We start from the raw sequence: 19,865 nt of genomic DNA, 5'->3' as shown, positions 1-19,865 counted from the left end.
ACCGAAGCTGCTCTTTATTTTAGTATTATTGGTTTGTTACTTATTTAGCAATACGCTTGTATTTAATGCGGTGTGGCTCTGCTGCATCGGCACCTAGCGTTTTCTTCAGCCAATCGGTGTATTCAGTGAAGTTACCTTCAAAGAAGCTTACTTGGCCTTCATCACGGTAGTCCAAAATATGGGTTGCCACACGGTCAAGGAACCAACGGTCGTGCGAGATCACCATTGCACAACCAGGGAACTCTAGTAGCGCTTCTTCAAGTGCACGTAGCGTTTCAACATCAAGGTCGTTGGTTGGCTCATCGAGCAGTAATACGTTACCGCCTGCTTTCAGTAGTTTTGCAAGGTGAACACGGTTACGTTCACCACCAGAGAGATCGCCAATGCGTTTCTGGTGATCACTGCCTTTGAAGTTAAAGCGAGAGACATAAGCACGTGCAGGAATTTCGAAGTTGTTGATCTTGATGATATCAGCGCCTTCAGAAATTTCTTGGTAAACCGTGTTGTTGTCGTTCATGCTATCGCGGAACTGATCAACCGATGCCAATTTAACAGTATCACCTAGCTCAATGGTGCCTGAATCAGGTTGTTCTGTACCACTTAGCATTTTGAATAGGGTAGATTTACCCGCACCGTTTGCACCAATAATACCGACGATAGCACCTTTAGGCATGCTAAATGATAAGTCATCAATTAATACGCGATCACCGAACGATTTAGTCAGGTTTTTCACTTCGATAACTTTATCACCTAGGCGCTCACCTGGCGGAATGAATAGCTCGTTCGTTTCATTACGTTTTTGGTGTTCGTTAGTGCTTAGCTCTTCAAAGCGCGCCATACGTGCTTTTGATTTTGCTTGGCGGCCTTTAGGGTTTTGACGAACCCACTCTAGCTCTTTCTCGATGGTTTTTTGTAGTGCACGCTCTTGAGATGCTTCTTGTTTTAGACGCGCATCTTTTTGCTCAAGCCAAGAGGTGTAGTTGCCTTGCCATGGAATACCTTCACCACGGTCAAGTTCTAAAATCCAGCCCGCCGCGTTATCAAGGAAGTAACGGTCGTGCGTGATAGCCACAACAGTACCGTTGTAATCAACCAAGAAGTGCTCAAGCCATGCCACTGACTCTGCATCTAAGTGGTTGGTTGGTTCGTCAAGCAGTAACATGTCAGGTTTATCAAGCAGTAGACGACAAATCGCTACACGACGACGCTCACCACCGGATAGATTCTTAACAACTGCATCCCAATCAGGTAGGCGTAGTGCATCTGCTGCACGCTCAAGTTGCATACCTAGGTTGTGACCATCTTTGGTTTCGATCAGTGCTTCAAGCTCACCTTGCTCTTTTGCAAGAGCATCAAAGTCTGCATCTGGTTCTGCGTAAGCTGCGTATACTTGGTCAAGACGGATCAGTGCTTCTTTCACATCTGATACAGATTCTTCAACCACTTCACGTACAGTTTTGCTTTCGTCTAGGATTGGCTCCTGTGGTAGGTAACCAATTTTTAGACCTGCTTGTGGACGTGCTTCACCTTCGATATCGGTATCGATACCCGCCATGATGCGAAGTAATGTTGATTTACCTGCACCGTTTAGACCTAGGACACCGATCTTAGCGCCAGGGAAAAAGCTCAGTGAAATATCTTTTAGAATTTGACGCTTAGGTGGGACGATTTTTCCCACTCGCGACATGGTATAGACGTAATCAGCCATATCCGTGTGTGATCTCTATTTAAAATGAAAGGGAATATTTTACCTGTTCTGGACTGAAGTTTAACAGAATTGTTTATATTTGGTGGTGAGAGCAAAAAAAACGACGCAAAAAAGCTGGCTGATTTCGTCTTAATGTTACAAGTGCTTATTCCATTATGTGAATAGGCACATGAATTATTTGCTATTATGATTGTCTTAGATGTAGTTGCTGGCACTGTTTAGCCGTTAGCAACAGGGATTCTACTTTTATCTATAATGATATGGAGCTTCTAGTGCCACGCATTCCAACTTCCCCCAATATATTTTCAATTGCGCTGTTATCACTAGGTATTGCTAGCACGTTTACGGTGCAGGCAGCCTCTTTAGAGCAACAGCGTACTTGGTATGATCAGGCGCAAACGGCGTTTGATAATAAAGACATGGCGACATTTAATGCCAATAAGGCGAAATTAGGTGGATACCCACTTTATCCTTACTTGGAATATCGTTCATTTAATGCGGCTCTTGATCAAAAATCACCGACTCAAGTTAACTACTTTGTAAATAAATATAAAGCGTTACCGTTTAGTAGAACAATTAAACGAAATTACCTGTCTTACCTTGCAGGACTGGATCGATGGCGTGACTTCTTATCGGTACAATCGACAGTACCGAGTAGTACGTCATTGAAGTGTTCCTATTACTACGCTAAGAGCCAAACAGGTCATGCAAGTCAAGCATGGGCTGGGGCTGAAAAACTATGGCAAACAGGCAGTTCGTTACCTAATCGCTGCGACCCATTATTAGATGCGTGGACGGCTGCGGGTAAACGAACAAATACATTAGTGCTTGATCGTATGCTGTTGGCGTTTGAGAAAGGGAATAAGAGTTTAGTTACCTATCTTGATAAGCAACTAACAGGCAGTGCACAAGTTACTGGTGATAAAATTCTTGCGCTATTAACTAAGCCTCAAGGTGTTGCTGATTTTGCTAAACAGAGCAAAGTGACGAAGTTCAACCAAGCGTTAACTGAAGCTGCATATTATCGATTAGCGCGTGCTGATGTGAAACAAGCGGTTGCTTCTTACAACCAAGTAGTGTCTGGTCAGCATTTTGATAAAGCAAAAAAACAAGCATTAGCTGATGCAGTTGCATCACGACTCATGTCAACCAGCGATCCTGCGTTAGCGAAATGGCGTGATAGCAAACTGAAAACCAGCCAGAACGTGAGTATATTAGAGCGCCGTATTCGTAACTCGATCCGTGAAGCGGATTGGAGTGGTGTACAAACATGGATTAATCGTCTCCCCAAAGAAGCGAAAGACAGCCCACGTTGGAAGTTTTGGCAAGCACAGTTACTTGCGAAAAAAGGGCAAAAGAAGCAAGCCGATAAAATTTATCACTCTTTGTTAGGCGAGCGTGATTTTTACAGTGCAGCAGCAGCCACTATTTTGCATAAGCCAATTACTTACCCTAATCAGCAAGGGCCAACGTCAACCAAGTTAATTCAACCTTATACCAAAACATTAAAGCGTATTGGTGAGTTAATTGATACTGACAGGCTGGTGGCAGCCAATCGAGAGTGGGGTTACTTGTTATCGAGAACACAAGGCGTTCAAACTAAACGTCAGTTAGCGGTTTATGCTGAAAAACATAAGTGGCACCACTTAGCGGTACAAGCGACGATTTCGGGGAAACTATGGGATCACATGGCGCTGCGTTTCCCACTGGCACATAAATGGTGGTTTGACTTCTTTAGTAAAAAACGTGGTATACCGACATCGACCATGATGGCGTTAGCTCGACAAGAAAGTGCCTTAAATATTCACGCACAATCCCATGTTGGAGCGCGTGGCCTAATGCAGTTAATGCCAGCAACAGCAGCACATACGGCGAAGAAATTAGGTCGAGATTATGCGGGTAAAGAAAGCTTATTTGATCCGGGTGTTAATATTCGCCTAGGTAGTGGCTACCTGAAAATGATGTTAGATAATAACGACGATAATCGTATTTACTCTTTTGCGTCGTATAATGCGGGTCCTGGTCGTGTAAGGCAGTGGAAAAAACAGACCGATGGTAAGTTAGATGTATATAGCTTTATTGAGCAAATTCCGTTTAATGAAACCCGAGGTTATGTACAAAATGTACTGATGTTTGATGTGTATTACAACGAACTGATGGGTAAGAAGGCACCGTTACTAACGCAGAAAGAGTTAAACGCACGTTATTAATAACAGCGACTTACTATCGCGATTAACCAAGAAAGCCGAGTGGAATAACACTCGGCTTTTTATTATTGGTAATAACGATATTTACAAGTTGATATCTTGGTGTCGATAGATTAACAAGGTACACTGCAGCAAGATGACATACCTGATGAGGTAACTATGACAACAACTTCTGACAGCCCTGATTTTACCGAGTGGCAGAATGTACTTGATTTGATACGCCATGCTTCAGCAGAAGAGCGAGATGCGTTGTTATTCCAAGTATTATTAACGCACGATGAGCGAGAAGCATTAATTGCACGTGTGAATATCGTCCATGAATTATTAAATGGTGAACGTAGTCAGCGTAAGATCAGTGAATTATTAGGGGTAGGGGTCGCCACAATTACCCGTGGTTCTAATGAGTTAAAACATCAGGATGATGAAACCAAAGCATGGTTAGCGAATTTTCTTGCGCAGAATAAACCAGAGCAATAATCTTATGGAAATAGGATATTGTGTTCTAAACAATATCCTACTTTCTGTTAGAACAATTGCGGATTAAGAAAAGGGATCAAGGCTAAGATTAACGCTTGCTGATAAACCGAACTTCGCGTTAATAAATGATTCGTGAGCATCGCAATCGCTCCACCTTTTTGTTTCACATTTTGTTGGTTAAACATTTCATCCATAATGTCACCCAATTCCATTCCTTGTTGTATTTTCTCAAGTGCTAGTGGCGGTAACGGTAATGATGCTGAGCGTGATTCACTACATTGCCCACCATGCTCAATTACCATCCATGCAAATGTGAATTTATTATCAATTCCCGCTTCTAATCCCACAATATAGTCAGCATCAGGACATTGTTCACGGCAGTGTTTTACTCTATTTCGTGCGCCCAATAAGGTTTCTTCACTAGTAAGGGGTTGATCGCGAACACCACTTTGAGCTGCAATACCTTGAACATTAAAAGAAAGCATAGGAAAGGCGAGAGAAAAAGCATCGCGTACAGCAGCAACTTTTGCAGGGTTAGTTGAAGCGACCATAACTGTTTGCATCAGTGAATACCTAAATCAAATCGAATGCGTGTCAGTGTACTTGAAAGATATTGAGTCGGTAAACGATTGAAATGATATCGGGAAAAGGAAAATAAAAAAGCCTGCGATTTCTCGCAGGCTTTTGTATATTCGATGATCTCTGATGGTTACAGGCGATCGTAAGCCCAATCAGATTGGATGATATAACCGTGAATTTGAAACTCATCGTTATTAACGAATAAGTTAGGGAAATCAGGTTGTGAAGTAGAGAATACAACGCCATCAGCAAGTTGTGTCATATGGTAGAAGTCAGGCTCACTGCCACGTACAGAAGCAAAAACAGGTTGTTTAGGACGATAATCCGCTTGCTTTGTTGCTAATGCATAGCTACCAACAGGCGCACACTGTGAAATATTTTCGTTATCGATCAATAGACCTAAGCACTCTTCACGCTCTAGGTGCTGGGGGATCGCGCGCTTGCTGATCACCTCGACAGAGCTACCGTCGTTGTATGCTGAAAAATCTTTACGGTGAATAACAGGAATGTAAGTGCATGTTGCAGCACTGTCTAATTCAGTACTGATTGTTGTTGTTGCCTGAGTGCCTGTATCTACTTGTCCTGTTAGGATATAGCCAATAGAGGTGTTTAGGGTATCTGCAATTTTTTCTAGTTCACGAACTTCAATGCCGTACTTACCGGATAGTTTACGGCTCATCGTGCCTTGTTGAAGATCTAGAGCTTCGCCAAGTTGCTTCTGGCTGATACCTTGTACCTTTGCCAAACGCTTAATTCTCTCTAAATATTCCATAAAATTAGCTTCCTGCTTTAAAAAGGGGGAATGCAAAAGGGCATTCTTAAAAGTCATAATTGAGTTTACTGATAATTGTAATAAAGGAATCACTCAAGAAACAAAAGTGCGATTGATCTAGTTAAAGAAATATACCCTGAGGGAAAGATGGGTAAAAAAAGGGACAAAATACGCGATAAAAAATAAGTAATAAGTAGAGAAAGCGGCTTCTAGTCTTAATACAATAATATGTCATTTGAATGAATGGTAATGATAAGAAATAACATGTTGATTAACATGATGTTATAAATCAATCAGGCTGATATTTAACCGATGGATTATCACTTATCATTATGGGTGTTGATGTATTTTGTAGTTGAGGAAAATATTAATAGCTGCAATAGCTAATGTTTATAGGTATTAATTCAATACTAACTGTATTAGCAATAATTTATTATGAATTTAGTTGTAAATTAGATGTTAATTCCAAATAAGAATAACTAATAATTGTATATATTGAATGCAACTTTAATATACATTTGAGATGTGATAGCAAACTTTTTCTCCCATAATAAAAAGCCCATTCTCGATGAGAACAGGCTTTAGTGATTGATTGTATTATTACTTAGTGATTGGTGCTGGGGTGCGAATTAAGTAATCAAATGCTCCCAAACTTGCTTTAGCACCTTCACCCATTGCAATAATGATTTGCTTGTAAGGGACTGTTGTCACATCACCTGCAGCAAAGATGCCATCCACGTTAGTATTACCATGAGCACCAATTTCAATCTCACCGCGTGGTGTTAATGCAACTGCGGATTCTTTTAGCCATTCAGTATTTGGTACTAAACCAATCTGAACAAAAATACCTGCAAGTTCGATGTGTTTGATTTCATCCGTGTTACGATCTTTGTAACTGATGCCTGTAACGCGAGTACCATCGCCAACCACTTCTGTCGTTTGCGCCATTTTAATAATGTCGATGTTAGGCATACTTTCTGCTTTATTGATCAACACTTGGTCAGCACGTAATGTGTCAGCAAATTCAAGTACAGTAACGTGTTCAACAATACCAGCAAGATCAATCGCAGCTTCAATACCTGAGTTACCACCACCGATAACTGCTGTACGTTTGCCTTTGAATAATGGACCATCACAGTGAGGGCAGTAAGCCACACCTTTATTACGGTATTCTTGTTCACCAGGGACGTTCATTTCACGCCAGCGAGCACCTGTACTGATGATCACACTACGAGATTTTAGCATTGCGCCGCTTTCTAGATAAACGTGCGTATAACCATCTTCAGTATCAGCAGCTTCAACGATGTTATTAACACGCTGCTCGCTCATAATATCAACGTTGTATTGTTTTACGTGCTCTTCAAGGCTTGCCGCTAAACGAGGACCTTGTGTTTCTTTCACAGAAATAAAGTTCTCGATAGACATGGTATCCATTACCTGACCGCCGAAGCGCTCAGCAACAACACCTGTACGGATACCTTTACGTGCAGCGTAGATTGCAGCAGATGCACCAGCTGGACCACCACCGACAACTAACACATCAAATGGAGCTTTTTCGTTTAGGCTTGCCGCTACTTTTTTAGCTGCACCTGTGTCTAACTTATTTAAAATTTCAGTTAGCGACATACGGCCTTGACCAAAGACTTCACCATTCACATAAACAGTCGGTACTGCCATGATATTACGTTCAGTGACTTCGTCTTGGAAAGCTGCGCCATCAATCATGCTTGCTTTAATACGTGGGTTAATCGCTGCCATCATGTTGAACGCTTGCACAACATCAGGACAGTTCTGGCATGATAATGAAATAAAGGTTTCAACAACGATATCTTGATCTAAAGCTGCGATTTGGTCGATAACAGCTTGCTCTAGTTTCATTGGGTGACCACCACTGTGTAGTAGCGCTAATACCAATGAAGTAAATTCGTGTCCCATTGGAAGACCTGCAAAGCTCATTGAGGTCTGTTTGGTTGGGTTAACCACTTGCATTACAGGCTTACGTACACTGGCATTATTATCTTCAATAACACTAACTTTATCGTTTAGTTCTGCAATCTCATAAGCAAGTTCATGCAGTTTTTGTGCAGTGTCACTATCATCTAAACTTAATACCAGTTGGATATCTGTTTTTAAATTTTCTAAATACGCTTTTAATTGCTGCTTCATGCTTTGTTCTAACATAATCTCGCCTTTTAAATTATTTACGACTTAACAGCAGATAATGAATACGATTCTACTGTTATACGACATATCGCCTATATAAAAAGGCTTAAATATGTTTGAAGGTCTTGGAATAAATAAGGCACCAAACATGCAGTTTATGCTTGATGCCTTATTACTTTTAAATAAGTACATTATTTAAAAGCAGGATGAGTAATAAGCAACTCGAAGTAGGAGATAAAATCACTTACTATCATCAAAGGTAAATAAGATTAGATCTTACCAACTAGGTCTAGAGAAGGAGTTAGTGTTGCTTCGCCTTCTTTCCATTTAGCAGGGCAAACTTCACCTGGGTGTGCTGCAACATATTGTGCTGCCTTCACTTTACGCATTAGATCATCAGCTTCACGACCGATACCTTCAGCAGTGATTTCCATTGCTTGGATAACACCTTGTGGGTCGATTAGGAAAGTAGCACGGTCTGCAAGACCTTGACCTTCACGCATAACATTGAAGTTATTAGTGATGTTACCCGTTTGGTCGCCTACCATGTAGTAGTTAATTTTACCGATAGTGTCAGAACTGTCGTGCCATGCTTTGTGAGTGAAGTGAGTATCTGTTGATACAGAGAATACTTCAACGCCGCGCTCTTGAAGCTCTGCGTAATGGTCAGCTAGATCGCCAAGCTCTGTTGGACATACGAAAGTAAAGTCAGCTGGGTAGAAGAAGAATACTGCCCACTTACCTAGAACGTCTTTTTCAGTGATTTCTACGAAGTTGCCTTCTTTGTATGCTGTAGCGCTAAATGGCTTGATTTCAGTGTTGATCATAATATGGAATCCTTTTGAATATAATTTTAAATTTTTATGCTGTAGTGCAAATCAAATCTCTGAAACCATTATTGTTAAAACAGGTAAATTAAGGAAATCGTTATAGCCGATACATTCAATAGCTAAAACCTATTAGGTTGAACGATTATTTTTAAGCAGACGATTTTTATCGTCATTAACGCTAGAAGATAAAGGGTAGATTTAGTTTGTAGTGTTTAGAGCTTTATGGAAAAGGAGAGTATGGTTGAAAAAACTTGATCATAATTACCTATATTGGGTTGTTTAAGTGACTGATAATATAATCATAATTAACTTACTAATAATTATAAGCTTCAATCATTTCGTCTCTATTGTTCATGTACGTGAGCGTAATGTCATGCTCCATACGCTGTAGATTATAGTCATGGCTGTTATCAGTATCGGTAAAGACGTACTTTTTTGAGTAAACATCAAAGCAATGATCATCAATCAGTACGCGTAAGTCACATTCACGCCAAATGAGCGCCTGTACTTTGCGTCCATCAATTATCATAGGCTGCCGAGTAGATAGCATCGTGTGTAACCGGTCATACCAAATGTTCATTCCGATGCTATCCATATTATCCTCACTTATCATGCAGGTATATTCCTCACCGCTTGAGTGGTCTAGCCTTAGGTACTCAGTAATCATTATTTTGCCTCACTATTAACGATATAAGCATGGTATGTCTTACTGCTGTAATAATTACGTTTATGCTGTAAGGTGTTGATTTTTTTGATGGTTATGATAAATAAACCATGAGTGTAGGGTCTACGTATTCGTTGTGACTTGCATTACTAGCAGAATGAAGTGGTCAAGTTAGCAGTACTATATTTATGTGTACATTTAACCTTTTAATTTATATGGTTACTATCACGTTTTTTAGTTGGAAGTTATGGGAAAAGATATATAGGTAATAATTTAAGGCTACAGGTATTCATAATATATGAAGATAATCGTAACTTGCTGAATAGTATGATTAGACTGTTTTTAGTGAAGCTGTTCCTATTATCGATAAACCGCCTAGAGAAACTTGCTCAATATATTCTCTCCACCAAACCATCATAGGTAAGCGTCTTTCTAAATAATCGGTACGGTTATAGGCATTACGTACTTGGTTATCATCAACGTGTGTTAATTGGGATGCGGTGTTCACGACGTCTGTCATGCGAGCTGGTGGAATAGTCCACATTTAGCTTCTAGGCCGATTTCACCCCAGCGAGTACCTGCTGCTTCAGAAGGCCGTGTTATGGTATGCAATTGCTATTTGATTAAATAACGTGTGGTGCGTCTCATACTGGTGGTAATTCACGAGGCTGAGGGAAGTCATGTTTTCTCTAGGCTTTTTGAACGCCGCTTTGATTTCCTTATCTGTTAGCCTTGTTGTTCTTGCCATAATGGGTACACCAAATTACTACGTTAAAAGCAGTGTACCTTTCAGTGTACCTATAAATCAAAGGTGCTACTGGACGTATTAGAACCCTGTAGATACAAGAAAGCCCACTAAAACAATGTCTTAGTGGGCTCTCTGGACGTCCTTGGACGTCTTCGTATACGAATTTGGTGGAGCTGGCGGGATTTGAACCCGCGTCCAAAATCAGTCTAACAGATGGCGCTACATGTTTAGTCAATCTTTATTCTCGTATCGACACTGCGAATTGACACGCTATGCAAATACATACCAGAGTTCTATTTCGCGGTTCATCTCTCTAGTCAAAGAATCCCTCGCTATCTTGTTTGGGTTTGAACCCCTGTTATTCCCCGTCTTACAAGCGGAAGCTAGGGCAGGAGCGCTCTCAGCAGGGTATTAAGCTGCTAGTGCGTAGTTTTCGTCGTTTGCGACTATTTTTTTGCGGCTGTTTAACGAGGCAAACCGCACCTCGACATGCTCCACAAGCCTTCGTGATCCTGTCGAATCCTGAATCAGCCCCAGATGCGTTCGATGTTAGCAGAATATTTAACTAGGTCAACAGGTATATTGTAATTCAATTACCAAGTGATTGATTACTATTCAAATGCTAACACCGTGTTGCATTAAGTGGTTTAACGGTTATTACCTTTCAAGATTCTTGCTTTATCGCGCTGCCAATCTTTTGCTTTACTATCAGCACGTTTATCATGCAATTTCTTACCACGAGCAGTACCAATTTTGATCTTTACAAAAGAGGTGCTCCAGTACATGTTTAGTGCAACGATAGTATCGCCTTCACGGTTCACCGAATCCGCTAACTTTCGAAGTTCGCGGCGGTTAAGCAATAGCTTACGTACGCGTGTTGGATCGGCAACCACGTGGGTAGACGCCGCATTTAATGGGGAAATGGTTAGACCTGAAATAAAGGCTTCACCATTACGTAAGAAAACATAACTTTCGGTCATGTTTACTTTACCGTCACGGATAGCTTTTACTTCCCATCCTTGTAGAACCATACCTGCTTCGTATTCATCACCGATGGCAAATTCAAATCGAGCGCTTTTATTTTTAGCAATAGTATTGCTACTTTGCTTTGGTTTTTTAGCCATGTTGACCTCATTGAGTCATTGTTGCTGTCCCAGAACAAAATCTAATATAGGTGATTTTTCTGGTCGAATAAGCTATTGAAGTTAGCATATTTAAAGGTTGTAACAATAGCTATTTTGGCAGATTGCGGACTAATGGTATTATAGTGTTGTCTCTTTAAGCGCAATGGCTTTGAGCCTAAAGAGCTGTCTGTTCGATGAAGGAGAAACTATGCCGCAGATTAGTCGCTCTGCACTGGTTCCGTTTAGTGCCCAGCAAATGTTTGAACTTGTAAATGATGTAGAGTCTTATCCAGCTTTTTTACCAGGATGTGCTGGCAGTAAAGTTATTGAAAGTTCGGCAAGTCATATGATGGCATCGGTTGATGTTGCGAAGGCGGGTATTCGAAAAACATTTGTAACGCATAATAAATTGGTCGATTTTAATCAAATTAACATGCAGTTAGTTGATGGCCCTTTTCGTAAACTTGTCGGTGGATGGACGTTCACAGAATTAGATTCTACGGCATGTAAAATTGAACTTAATCTTGAATTTGAATTTACCAGTAGTTTGATTGATGCAGCTTTTGGTAAAGTTTTCCGCGACCTGACCGGTAGTATGGTGCAGGCGTTTACTCAACGAGCAAAAGAAGTTTATGCATTCTGATCAACCATTAATCCATGTTGAGGTTGTTTACGCATTACCCAATATGCAGCGCGTATTAAAATTAGCAGTTGTTGCTGATGCGCCCATTCAAGAAATAATCGAACAATCTGGCATTTTAGCCATGTATCCTGATATTGATTTAAAGAAGAATAAGGTTGGTATCTATAGCCGAAATGTGAAGCTAGATGGCACGGCAAGAGAAGGGGATAGAATTGAAATTTATCGCCCATTAGTTGCTGATCCTCGAGAGATCCGTCGTAAGCGCGCAGAGCAGGCTAAATTAGATGCTGAGAAAAATAAATAAGCTACTGAAGTGCTAATCACTAGATATAAAAAAGCTCGCTGATGCGAGCTTTTTTGTTATGTGTTTACAAAGGCTATTAATTCATGGAATCCATGAATTGAGCACCTTGTTTGAAATCCCCTTTCATACTAACAAGCTGGGCTTGTGGGTTGAAAGTTAAGATTAGATTCTTCTGGATCGGCTTATCATGGCCGTTCTTTTCATAGAAGATATAGTTCCATCTGTCTGGGTAACTTGGGTCTACCAACATAGGTGTGCCCAGAACATATTGAACTTGTGCTTTTGTCATACCGACACGAAGCATATCAACGCTTTTTTGTTCTACGTAGTTGCCTTGGTCTATATCAATGCGATAGACCAAACGTTCAGCGATTGAACAGCCACTAAGTAAGCCTAACGCTAGGGTTAGGGCTGCAATGTTTTTCCAAGTCATAGCATCCTGGCTTTTTAGCTTTAACTGCTGCGATGATAAACAAGGTCTATGCAGAAGTAAAAAGCGGTAAAGAAAAAAAGTAAATAATTTTGATATTCGACTATTACTTCGCGTAATAGTTGCATCTGTGTCTTAGTTTATTTCATAACCGTTAAATAAGCGAAACTTAATCAGGCTGCAATGAGTAACTCTTTTGCATTAGCTAATGTTCGTTCAGTAATTTCGCTGCCACCAAGTAGGCGCGCTAGTTCTGCAATACGGTCATCTTCTGTTAGTGGGCGCATATTGGTTTCTGTTTGTCCTTCCGATGTTTTTTTCGCCACAAACATTTGTTGATGTCCACAACCTGCGACTTGCGGTAAGTGCGTGACACACATTACTTGGGTTGATTCACCTAAGGTTCTTAGCATTTTTCCGACAATTGCGGCAGTTGGTCCACTGATACCCACATCGACTTCATCGAAAATCAAACTTGGTGTTTCTACTTTTTGTGCTGTGATCACTTGAATTGCGAGTGAGATGCGTGAAAGCTCACCACCCGATGCGACTTTACCTAGTGCTTGTAAAGGCTGACCTGGGTTGGTTGAAACTAAAAAGCTAATACTGTCATAACCAATAGGGCTTAGCATACGTTCAGGATCGCTGGCGATATTAATCGAGAACTCACCGTGCTCCATGCTAAGCGTATGCATACTTTCAGAGATCTTTTGATCTAGCTCTTTAGCATAACGTTGGCGACTTTTGCTTAGCTTTTCTGCGGCAAGAAGGCACTTTTGGCGTAATGCTTCTACGTTTTCTGCCATTTCTTCTAAACGTTCATCACTACAATCAAGATTGTCTAACTCTTTAAGTAGATCTTGATGTTTTTGGTATAACTCATTTGGCATTACGTAGTGTTTACGCGCCATCGACATGATTTTAGCTAAGCGCTCTTCTAAATAGATCAAGCGATGTGGATCCATATCTAAGTTATCAAGATAGCTGCGTAGCTCTTGGCTTGCTTCTTGAACTTGAATAATGGCTTCTTCAAGCATTTGCGGGATCACATTCAGGTTATTGTCATATTCACCTAAATTGCATACTTGTTGAGATGCCATTTGAAGCAGTTGTAATGCGTTACCATCGTCATTGTCATAAAGCATTGATAATGCCGTTTGGCTTGCAACTGCTAATTCACCACTATTCGATAAGCGTTTGTGCTCTTCTTCAATCTCGTTGAATTCTTCTTCACCCAGTGCGAGTTCATCTAATTCTTTTACTTGATATTGTAATAGCTGTTTTTGTGCTTCGTTTTCTTCACGGCTTTGAGTTAAGCGCTTTAATTCATTGTGCGCCTGACGCCAGCGTTGATAAGTTTCACGGGTTTTATCAAGTAACGAATGGTGACCTGCATATTGGTCTAGCATGTGTTGCTGATATTCAGGACGCATTAACTGCTGATGAGCATGTTGTCCGTGAATGTTGATCAGTAATTGTCCCAATGCTTTTTGCTGTGAAGCAGGAACTGGGCTGCCATTAATAAAGCCGCGAGAGCGACCTTCTTTGGTGATCACACGACGTAAGATACATTCTTCGCCATCCATTAAATCGTTATCTTCTAGCCAACGTCGAGCGGCCTGGTTATTAGCCAATAAAAAAGCGGCAGATATTTCTGCTTTATCTTCATTAGGGCGAACCATAGTCGCTTCTGCACGATCTCCAAGGCATAAGCCAAGTGCGTCGATAGCGATGGATTTACCTGCGCCCGTTTCACCTGTAATGGTGGTCATACCGGGTTTAAGTTCAAATTGAAGCGTTTTAACAATGGCAAAATTAGAGATAGTCATGTGTGCCAGCATGTGTTCACCTGTTTAAATCAACACCTGTTTTTTCATACAGTATATACTGTATCTATGACCAGTAAAGTGTTGAGTGAGGAAATATGCTGAAAAATTTGATTTAGGTTAAGTTAATGATATGCAGATAGAAATAAAGCCAGTACGAGACTGGCTTTATGAAAGTTTTTATTCAAGTAGAAGATGATTGAGGCTCAGAAAAGACGGCTTGACCAGCCTAACTTTCCTCTTAGTACGCTGTAGTAGCTGTAATCTTTAGGGTGGATCAGTTGTAGTCTGTCTTTACTTTGGTAAATATGGATTTCATCACCAGGGCTAACAGGTAAAGAGACTTGCCCATCACAGCTAACTTCAAGTGTACTTCCATTATTGGGTGAAACCAGAAGCTTAATACAACGATCACCATCAACCACTAAGGGGCGGCAAGAAAGCGTATGTGGGAACATTGGCACCAGGGCTATTGCATTTAAACTCGGTGATAAGATAGGACCACCGCCTGACAGTGAATAAGCAGTCGAGCCTGTTGGTGTTGCAATAATCAACCCATCAGAACGCTGTGAGAAAGCAAAACAATCATCAATATAGACTTCAAACTCGATCATATGAGCGATTTTATCAGGGTGAAGTACGGCTTCATTTAAAGCAGCATTTCGGCTTTTTACTTGTCCATGACGGTGTACTTCTGCTTCAAGTAAAAAGCGATCTTCTTTTATAAAGTCGCCGTTAAGCACTCGGGTGAGAGGTGCTTCAAAATCATCAGGATCAAGATCGGTAAGAAAACCAAGATTACCACGATTAACCCCAATTACTGAGATATCAAAACGAGAAAGAACACGTGCCGCACCCAGCATATTGCCGTCACCACCCACAACAATGGCTAGATCGGCTTTTTCACCTAATGTGAGTAAATCACAAAAACACTGTTCAGGGATCTCAAGATCATCTGATAGACGATGATCGAGTAACACTGTGTAGTCTTGTGCCACTAACCATTGATATAGGCTCATGTGAGTCTGTAATGCATCAGGGTTGCGTGGTTTACCTATTAACGCAATGGTGTCAAAAATTCGCGTCATCTCTTTGTTCCAACATCTAATAGTGAGGGCAGTATAGCCTTAGAAAAAATAACTTGTCGCTGTTTGTTATCAATATTGGGTTGAATCATTGAACTTCATCCCCATAATATGCCCAAGACTGTTGAAAAGTAGTGGCGTAGAATAGCCACTGCTGATTATACATACCCAATTATCTTGGCGGAGAACCAACGCATGACTAACAAAAACCACAATGTACAGGATGAGCAGCTAAATGATGCAGTTGACGCTGTTGAAGTAGAAGCTGTAGAGGGTGAGTTTGTTGAATCAGAACAAGAACTATACGAATCACGTATTGCAGAGCTAGAAGCGGCGTTACTGTCAAGTGAAGCACAAGCTAATGAAGCGAAAGATGCAGCATTACGTGCACGCGCAGAAGGCGAAAATATTCGTCGTCGTTCAGAGCAAGAAATTGATAAAGCACGTAAGTACGCATTAAACAAATTTGCAGAAGAATTATTACCTGTTATTGATAACCTTGAGCGTGCACTTGAGATGGCAGACAAGACTGATGAATCATCAAAAGCGATGATGGAAGGTGTTGAGCTAACGCTAAAAACAATGACAGACACCGTTGCTAAATTTGGTTTAACGCAAATCAACCCACAAGGTGAAGCGTTTAACCCTGAATTCCACCAAGCGATGGCAATTCAAGAAAGCACTGATTTTGCACCAAACACTGTAATGATGGTGATGCAAAAAGGTTATGAGCTAAATGGCCGTGTGATCCGTCCTGCAATGGTGATGGTATCTAAAGCTGCGGCAGGTAACGTAAATACTCAAGCGTAATAACTGTTATCAGTTAGCGTATAAAAGCCCACTTCGGTGGGTTTTTTTATTTTTTTTGAAAATATTTTTGTTTTGCCCTTGAAAAGCATTCTGGCGGCCTTATTTAGTAGTCATAAGACATTAAACATATTTGTCACGGGTAAAGCCCGAACCGCTAACTTTAGAATGCGTTCTAGGTGTAGCAAGTAAATATAACGAATTTCGGAGATAGTCTGATGGGTAAAATCATTGGTATTGACTTAGGTACTACAAACTCTTGTGTAGCAGTACTTGACGGCGACAAACCACGTGTAATCGAAAACGCAGAAGGCGAGCGTACAACAGCATCAGTTGTTGCCTACACTCAAGATGGTGAAACGCTAGTTGGTCAACCAGCAAAACGTCAGGCAGTAACAAACCCTGAAAACACATTATTCGCAATCAAGCGTCTAATCGGTCGTCGTTTTGAAGACGAAGAAGTTCAGCGTGATATCGAAATCATGCCTTACAAAATTGTTAAGGCTGACAACGGTGATGCATGGGTAGAAGCAAAAGGCCAAAAAATGGCTGCTCCTCAAGTATCTGCTGAAATTCTTAAGAAAATGAAGAAAACAGCTGAAGATTACCTTGGCGAACCAGTTACTGGCGCAGTAATCACAGTTCCTGCTTACTTCAACGATGCACAACGTCAAGCAACAAAAGATGCTGGTCGTATCGCAGGTCTAGATGTTAAACGTATCATTAACGAACCAACAGCTGCAGCGTTAGCTTACGGCTTAGACAAGCAAGGTGGTGATCGCACTATCGCTGTTTACGACCTTGGTGGTGGTACTTTTGATATTTCAATCATTGAGATCGATGAAGTTGAAGGTGAGAAAACATTTGAAGTTCTAGCAACTAACGGTGACACGCACCTAGGTGGTGAAGACTTCGATACTCGTCTAATCAACTACTTAGTAGAAGAATTCAAGAAAGAGCAAGGCATCGATCTTAAGAACGATCCTCTTGCAATGCAGCGTCTAAAAGAAGCAGCAGAAAAAGCGAAAATTGAACTATCATCTGCACAACAGACTGATGTAAACCTACCTTACATCACAGCTGATGCAACTGGTCCTAAGCACATGAACATCAAAGTGACTCGTGCAAAACTAGAATCTCTAGTTGAAGACCTAGTTCAACGCTCTCTAGACCCACTAAAAGTTGCGCTAGCTGATGCTGACCTAACTGTTGGTGACATCACTGATGTTATCCTAGTTGGTGGTCAAACTCGTATGCCTATGGTTCAAGCTAAAGTAACTGAATTCTTTGGTAAAGAGCCACGTAAAGACGTTAACCCTGATGAAGCGGTTGCTGTAGGTGCTGCTGTTCAAGGTGGTGTACTTGCAGGTGATGTTAAAGACGTTCTCCTTCTAGACGTTACTCCACTATCTCTTGGTATTGAAACCATGGGTGGCGTGATGACTAAGCTTATCGAGAAGAACACAACTATCCCAACAAAAGCGAACCAAGTGTTCTCTACTGCTGAAGATAACCAAAGCGCGGTAACTATCCACGTAATCCAAGGTGAGCGTAAGCAAGCAAGCTTCAACAAGTCTCTAGGTCAATTCAACCTAGAAGGCATTCAGCCTGCACCTCGTGGTATGCCACAAATCGAAGTAACATTCGACCTTGATGCTGATGGTATCCTAAACGTATCTGCAAAAGATAAGACTACGGGTAAAGAGCAGAAGATCACTATCCAAGCGTCTGGTGGTTTAAGCGATGCTGATATCGAGAAAATGGTTCAAGAAGCTGAAGCTAACAAAGAAAACGACAAAAAGTTTGAAGAGTTAGTAACTGCTCGTAACCAAGCTGACCAGCTAATTCACGGTACTCGTAAGCAAATCGAAGAAGCGGGTGACGCACTTCCTGCTGATGAGAAAGCAAAAATCGAAGCTGCAGTTGCTGAACTAGAAGAAGCACGTAAAGGCGAAGATAAAGAAGCAATTGATGCGAAAGTTCAAGCTGTAGTTGCTGCTTCTCAAAAGCTAATGGAAATCGCTCAACAGAAAGCACAAGCACAACAAGCTGATGGCGCTGGTGAGCAACAAGCTAAGCAAGACGACGACGTTGTTGATGCTGAGTTTGAAGAAGTTAAAGACAACAAATAAGAACGTTATTAATATCTATTAATTAACATCTTATTTAAATTACGGGCGTTTGAGGTTACTCTAGCGCCCGTAACTATATCTAGCCAGGTGACAATCAAGTTATGTCTAAACGTGATTTATATGAAGTGCTAGGCGTAGCCCGTGACGCAAGTGAGCGTGACATTAAAAAGGCTTATAAGCGCTTAGCAATGAAGTTCCACCCCGACCGTAACCAGGGTGACGAAGAGTCAGCAGAGAAATTCAAAGAAGTAAAATATGCTTACGAAATTCTAACTGATGGCCAAAAACGCGCAGCTTACGATCAGTACGGCCATGCAGCCTTTGAACAAGGTGGAATGGGCGGCGGTGGCGGCGGCTTCGGCGGCGGTGCAGACTTTAGCGACATCTTTGGTGATGTGTTTGGCGATATCTTTGGTGGTGGCGGTGGTCGTCGTCAACAACGCGCACAGCGTGGTTCAGATCTTCGTTACAACATGGAACTGACGTTAGAAGAAGCTGTTCGCGGTTGTTCAAAAGAAATCCGTGTACCTACCTTAGTAGGTTGTGACACTTGTGATGGTTCTGGTGCGAAGAAAGGTTCATCAGCAACAACATGTGGTACTTGTCACGGTGCTGGTCAAGTACAAATGCGTCAGGGTTTCTTTGCGGTTCAGCAAACTTGTCCACACTGTCATGGCCGTGGTCAAATCATCAAAGACCCTTGTAATAAGTGTCATGGCGAAGGCCGTGTAGAAGAAACCAAAACGTTATCAGTTAAAATTCCTGCAGGTGTTGATACTGGCGACCGTATTCGTCTTACTGGCGAAGGGGAAGCGGGTGAATTTGGCGCTCCAGCGGGTGACTTGTACGTACAAGTACATGTAAAAGAACACAACATTTTCCAACGTGATGGCAATAACCTACATTGCGAAGTACCTGTAAGCTTTACAATGGCGGCATTAGGTGGGGAAGTTGAAGTTCCAACCCTTGATGGTCGTGTAAGCTTGAAAGTACCAGCTGAAATGCAAACCGGTCGTATGTTCCGTATGCGTGGAAAAGGTGTTGATTCTGTCCGTGGCGGTATGACGGGCGATCTTATTTGTAAGTTAGTGGTGGAAACGCCTGTTAACTTAAGCTCACGCCAAAAAGAATTACTTCAAGAACTTGAAGAAACGTTTGGTGGCAAAGCTGCAAGTAAGCACAAACCAAAATCAGAAGGTTTCTTTAAAGGTGTGAAGAAGTTTTTTGATGATTTAACTAACTAAAAGTAGTTAAACACTGAATTTTAAAAGCCGACGTGATTGAAGTGACCCCATAAAGTTGGACATTTCGGTTAAGCGGCTTGTAAGGCCTGATTTCGATATTCAATCGGAGTCAGGCCTTTTAA

General features: G+C 41.3%; 17 protein-coding genes, 1 other RNA gene and 1 pseudogene. 7 read left to right on the top strand and 12 right to left on the bottom strand.

Going from position 1 to position 19,865, the window contains the following annotated elements; all coding sequences use genetic code 11:
- Nucleotides 1-40 precede the first annotated feature (40 nt).
- Nucleotides 41-1,708, bottom strand: a complete 1,668-nt coding sequence (gene ettA, locus I3259_RS07530; protein WP_238029059.1) for an energy-dependent translational throttle protein EttA — start codon at nucleotides 1,706-1,708, stop codon at nucleotides 41-43.
- 260 nt (nucleotides 1,709-1,968) lie between these two features.
- On the opposite strand from ettA, the gene sltY reads away from it, so the two are divergent.
- Together sltY and trpR are read left to right on the top strand one after the other, a co-directional pair.
- Nucleotides 1,969-3,918: a murein transglycosylase gene (gene sltY / locus I3259_RS07525; RefSeq protein ID WP_238029058.1), complete on the top strand. Its 1,950-nt coding sequence runs from the start codon at nucleotides 1,969-1,971 to the stop codon at nucleotides 3,916-3,918.
- Between the two features lie 156 nt (nucleotides 3,919-4,074).
- On the top strand, nucleotides 4,075-4,392 hold the full coding sequence (trpR, locus tag I3259_RS07520) for a trp operon repressor (RefSeq protein ID WP_045083794.1): 318 nt from the start codon (nucleotides 4,075-4,077) through the stop codon (nucleotides 4,390-4,392).
- A 47-nt stretch (nucleotides 4,393-4,439) separates the two neighbouring features.
- Here the strand turns inward: trpR and yjjX are convergent, their stop codons facing one another.
- The 8 genes and pseudogenes from yjjX to smpB all read right to left on the bottom strand — a co-directional run bounded on the left by yjjX (nucleotide 4,440) and on the right by smpB (nucleotide 11,272).
- Entirely contained in the window at nucleotides 4,440-4,955 is a 516-nt protein-coding gene (yjjX, locus tag I3259_RS07515) for an inosine/xanthosine triphosphatase (protein WP_238029057.1), read from the bottom strand.
- Between the two features lie 146 nt (nucleotides 4,956-5,101).
- Nucleotides 5,102-5,743 (bottom strand): helix-turn-helix transcriptional regulator, encoded by a 642-nt coding sequence (locus I3259_RS07510; RefSeq protein ID WP_238029056.1) that lies wholly within the window; start codon nucleotides 5,741-5,743, stop codon nucleotides 5,102-5,104.
- 600 nt (nucleotides 5,744-6,343) lie between these two features.
- The gene (ahpF, locus tag I3259_RS07505; RefSeq protein WP_238029055.1) at nucleotides 6,344-7,924 is read right to left on the bottom strand and encodes an alkyl hydroperoxide reductase subunit F; all 1,581 of its coding nucleotides are present in this window, start codon (nucleotides 7,922-7,924) and stop codon (nucleotides 6,344-6,346) included.
- 251 nt (nucleotides 7,925-8,175) lie between these two features.
- Nucleotides 8,176-8,733, bottom strand: coding sequence for an alkyl hydroperoxide reductase subunit C (ahpC, locus tag I3259_RS07500; RefSeq protein WP_238029054.1), 558 nt, complete (start codon nucleotides 8,731-8,733; stop codon nucleotides 8,176-8,178).
- Between the two features lie 316 nt (nucleotides 8,734-9,049).
- Nucleotides 9,050-9,331: a hypothetical protein gene (locus tag I3259_RS07495; protein ID WP_238029053.1), complete on the bottom strand. Its 282-nt coding sequence runs from the start codon at nucleotides 9,329-9,331 to the stop codon at nucleotides 9,050-9,052.
- Between the two features lie 400 nt (nucleotides 9,332-9,731).
- Nucleotides 9,732-10,115: pseudogene (locus tag I3259_RS07490) on the bottom strand (hypothetical protein); the annotation flags it as partial.
- A 198-nt stretch (nucleotides 10,116-10,313) separates the two neighbouring features.
- Nucleotides 10,314-10,683: a transfer-messenger RNA gene (gene ssrA, locus I3259_RS07485) on the bottom strand.
- Between the two features lie 112 nt (nucleotides 10,684-10,795).
- Entirely contained in the window at nucleotides 10,796-11,272 is a 477-nt protein-coding gene (gene smpB / locus I3259_RS07480; RefSeq protein ID WP_238029052.1) for an SsrA-binding protein SmpB, read from the bottom strand.
- Nucleotides 11,273-11,480: 208 nt separating this feature from the next.
- Between smpB and I3259_RS07475 the strand changes: the two genes are divergently transcribed.
- Both I3259_RS07475 and I3259_RS07470 read left to right on the top strand, forming a co-directional pair.
- Complete coding sequence (locus I3259_RS07475; RefSeq protein ID WP_238029051.1) at nucleotides 11,481-11,915, top strand: SRPBCC family protein; 435 nt, start codon at nucleotides 11,481-11,483, stop codon at nucleotides 11,913-11,915.
- On the top strand, nucleotides 11,905-12,219 hold the full coding sequence (locus I3259_RS07470; RefSeq protein ID WP_238029050.1) for an RnfH family protein: 315 nt from the start codon (nucleotides 11,905-11,907) through the stop codon (nucleotides 12,217-12,219). Before I3259_RS07475 ends, I3259_RS07470 begins: the two co-directional genes overlap by 11 nt.
- A gap of 76 nt (nucleotides 12,220-12,295) precedes the next feature.
- Here I3259_RS07470 and bamE read toward each other — a convergent pair whose 3' ends face one another.
- From bamE to nadK, 3 genes are all read right to left on the bottom strand, one after another.
- Complete coding sequence (bamE, locus tag I3259_RS07465) at nucleotides 12,296-12,652, bottom strand: outer membrane protein assembly factor BamE (protein WP_006646244.1); 357 nt, start codon at nucleotides 12,650-12,652, stop codon at nucleotides 12,296-12,298.
- A gap of 170 nt (nucleotides 12,653-12,822) precedes the next feature.
- Nucleotides 12,823-14,490 (bottom strand): DNA repair protein RecN, encoded by a 1,668-nt coding sequence (recN, locus tag I3259_RS07460; protein ID WP_238029049.1) that lies wholly within the window; start codon nucleotides 14,488-14,490, stop codon nucleotides 12,823-12,825.
- Between the two features lie 191 nt (nucleotides 14,491-14,681).
- Nucleotides 14,682-15,563, bottom strand: a complete 882-nt coding sequence (gene nadK / locus I3259_RS07455; RefSeq protein WP_238029048.1) for an NAD(+) kinase — start codon at nucleotides 15,561-15,563, stop codon at nucleotides 14,682-14,684.
- A gap of 192 nt (nucleotides 15,564-15,755) precedes the next feature.
- Here nadK and grpE point away from each other — a divergent pair, with 192 nt between their 5' ends.
- The 3 genes from grpE (at nucleotide 15,756) to dnaJ (ending at nucleotide 19,743) form a co-directional block, all read left to right on the top strand.
- Nucleotides 15,756-16,370, top strand: coding sequence for a nucleotide exchange factor GrpE (grpE, locus tag I3259_RS07450; RefSeq protein ID WP_107207319.1), 615 nt, complete (start codon nucleotides 15,756-15,758; stop codon nucleotides 16,368-16,370).
- A gap of 215 nt (nucleotides 16,371-16,585) precedes the next feature.
- Nucleotides 16,586-18,499, top strand: a complete 1,914-nt coding sequence (gene dnaK, locus I3259_RS07445; protein ID WP_238029047.1) for a molecular chaperone DnaK — start codon at nucleotides 16,586-16,588, stop codon at nucleotides 18,497-18,499.
- Between the two features lie 101 nt (nucleotides 18,500-18,600).
- Nucleotides 18,601-19,743 carry a molecular chaperone DnaJ gene (dnaJ, locus tag I3259_RS07440; RefSeq protein WP_238029046.1) on the top strand — a complete coding sequence of 381 codons (1,143 nt, stop codon included), beginning with the start codon at nucleotides 18,601-18,603 and terminating at the stop codon, nucleotides 19,741-19,743.
- Nucleotides 19,744-19,865: the final 122 nt, after the last annotated feature.

The organism is Photobacterium sp. Ph5 (assembly GCF_022129445.1).
Taxonomy (GTDB): domain Bacteria; phylum Pseudomonadota; class Gammaproteobacteria; order Enterobacterales; family Vibrionaceae; genus Photobacterium.
This window is presented reverse-complemented; position numbering and strand designations above follow the sequence as displayed.

What these genes read in the sequence shown, in the direction of transcription:
- sltY (WP_238029058.1), top strand. Translation starts at nt 1,969, where the DNA reads ATGGAGCTTCTAGTGCCACGCATTCCAACTTCCCCCAATATATTTTCA.
- I3259_RS07475 (WP_238029051.1), top strand. Translation starts at nt 11,481, where the DNA reads ATGCCGCAGATTAGTCGCTCTGCACTGGTTCCGTTTAGTGCCCAGCAA.
- nadK (WP_238029048.1), bottom strand. Translation starts at nt 15,563, where the DNA reads ATGACGCGAATTTTTGACACCATTGCGTTAATAGGTAAACCACGCAAC.
- I3259_RS07495 (WP_238029053.1), bottom strand. Translation starts at nt 9,331, where the DNA reads ATGGATAGCATCGGAATGAACATTTGGTATGACCGGTTACACACGATG.
- dnaK (WP_238029047.1), top strand. Translation starts at nt 16,586, where the DNA reads ATGGGTAAAATCATTGGTATTGACTTAGGTACTACAAACTCTTGTGTA.
- ettA (WP_238029059.1), bottom strand. Translation starts at nt 1,708, where the DNA reads ATGGCTGATTACGTCTATACCATGTCGCGAGTGGGAAAAATCGTCCCA.
- ahpF (WP_238029055.1), bottom strand. Translation starts at nt 7,924, where the DNA reads ATGTTAGAACAAAGCATGAAGCAGCAATTAAAAGCGTATTTAGAAAAT.
- yjjX (WP_238029057.1), bottom strand. Translation starts at nt 4,955, where the DNA reads ATGCAAACAGTTATGGTCGCTTCAACTAACCCTGCAAAAGTTGCTGCT.
- I3259_RS07470 (WP_238029050.1), top strand. Translation starts at nt 11,905, where the DNA reads ATGCATTCTGATCAACCATTAATCCATGTTGAGGTTGTTTACGCATTA.
- smpB (WP_238029052.1), bottom strand. Translation starts at nt 11,272, where the DNA reads ATGGCTAAAAAACCAAAGCAAAGTAGCAATACTATTGCTAAAAATAAA.
- trpR (WP_045083794.1), top strand. Translation starts at nt 4,075, where the DNA reads ATGACAACAACTTCTGACAGCCCTGATTTTACCGAGTGGCAGAATGTA.
- I3259_RS07510 (WP_238029056.1), bottom strand. Translation starts at nt 5,743, where the DNA reads ATGGAATATTTAGAGAGAATTAAGCGTTTGGCAAAGGTACAAGGTATC.
- bamE (WP_006646244.1), bottom strand. Translation starts at nt 12,652, where the DNA reads ATGACTTGGAAAAACATTGCAGCCCTAACCCTAGCGTTAGGCTTACTT.
- ahpC (WP_238029054.1), bottom strand. Translation starts at nt 8,733, where the DNA reads ATGATCAACACTGAAATCAAGCCATTTAGCGCTACAGCATACAAAGAA.
- grpE (WP_107207319.1), top strand. Translation starts at nt 15,756, where the DNA reads ATGACTAACAAAAACCACAATGTACAGGATGAGCAGCTAAATGATGCA.
- recN (WP_238029049.1), bottom strand. Translation starts at nt 14,490, where the DNA reads ATGCTGGCACACATGACTATCTCTAATTTTGCCATTGTTAAAACGCTT.
- dnaJ (WP_238029046.1), top strand. Translation starts at nt 18,601, where the DNA reads ATGTCTAAACGTGATTTATATGAAGTGCTAGGCGTAGCCCGTGACGCA.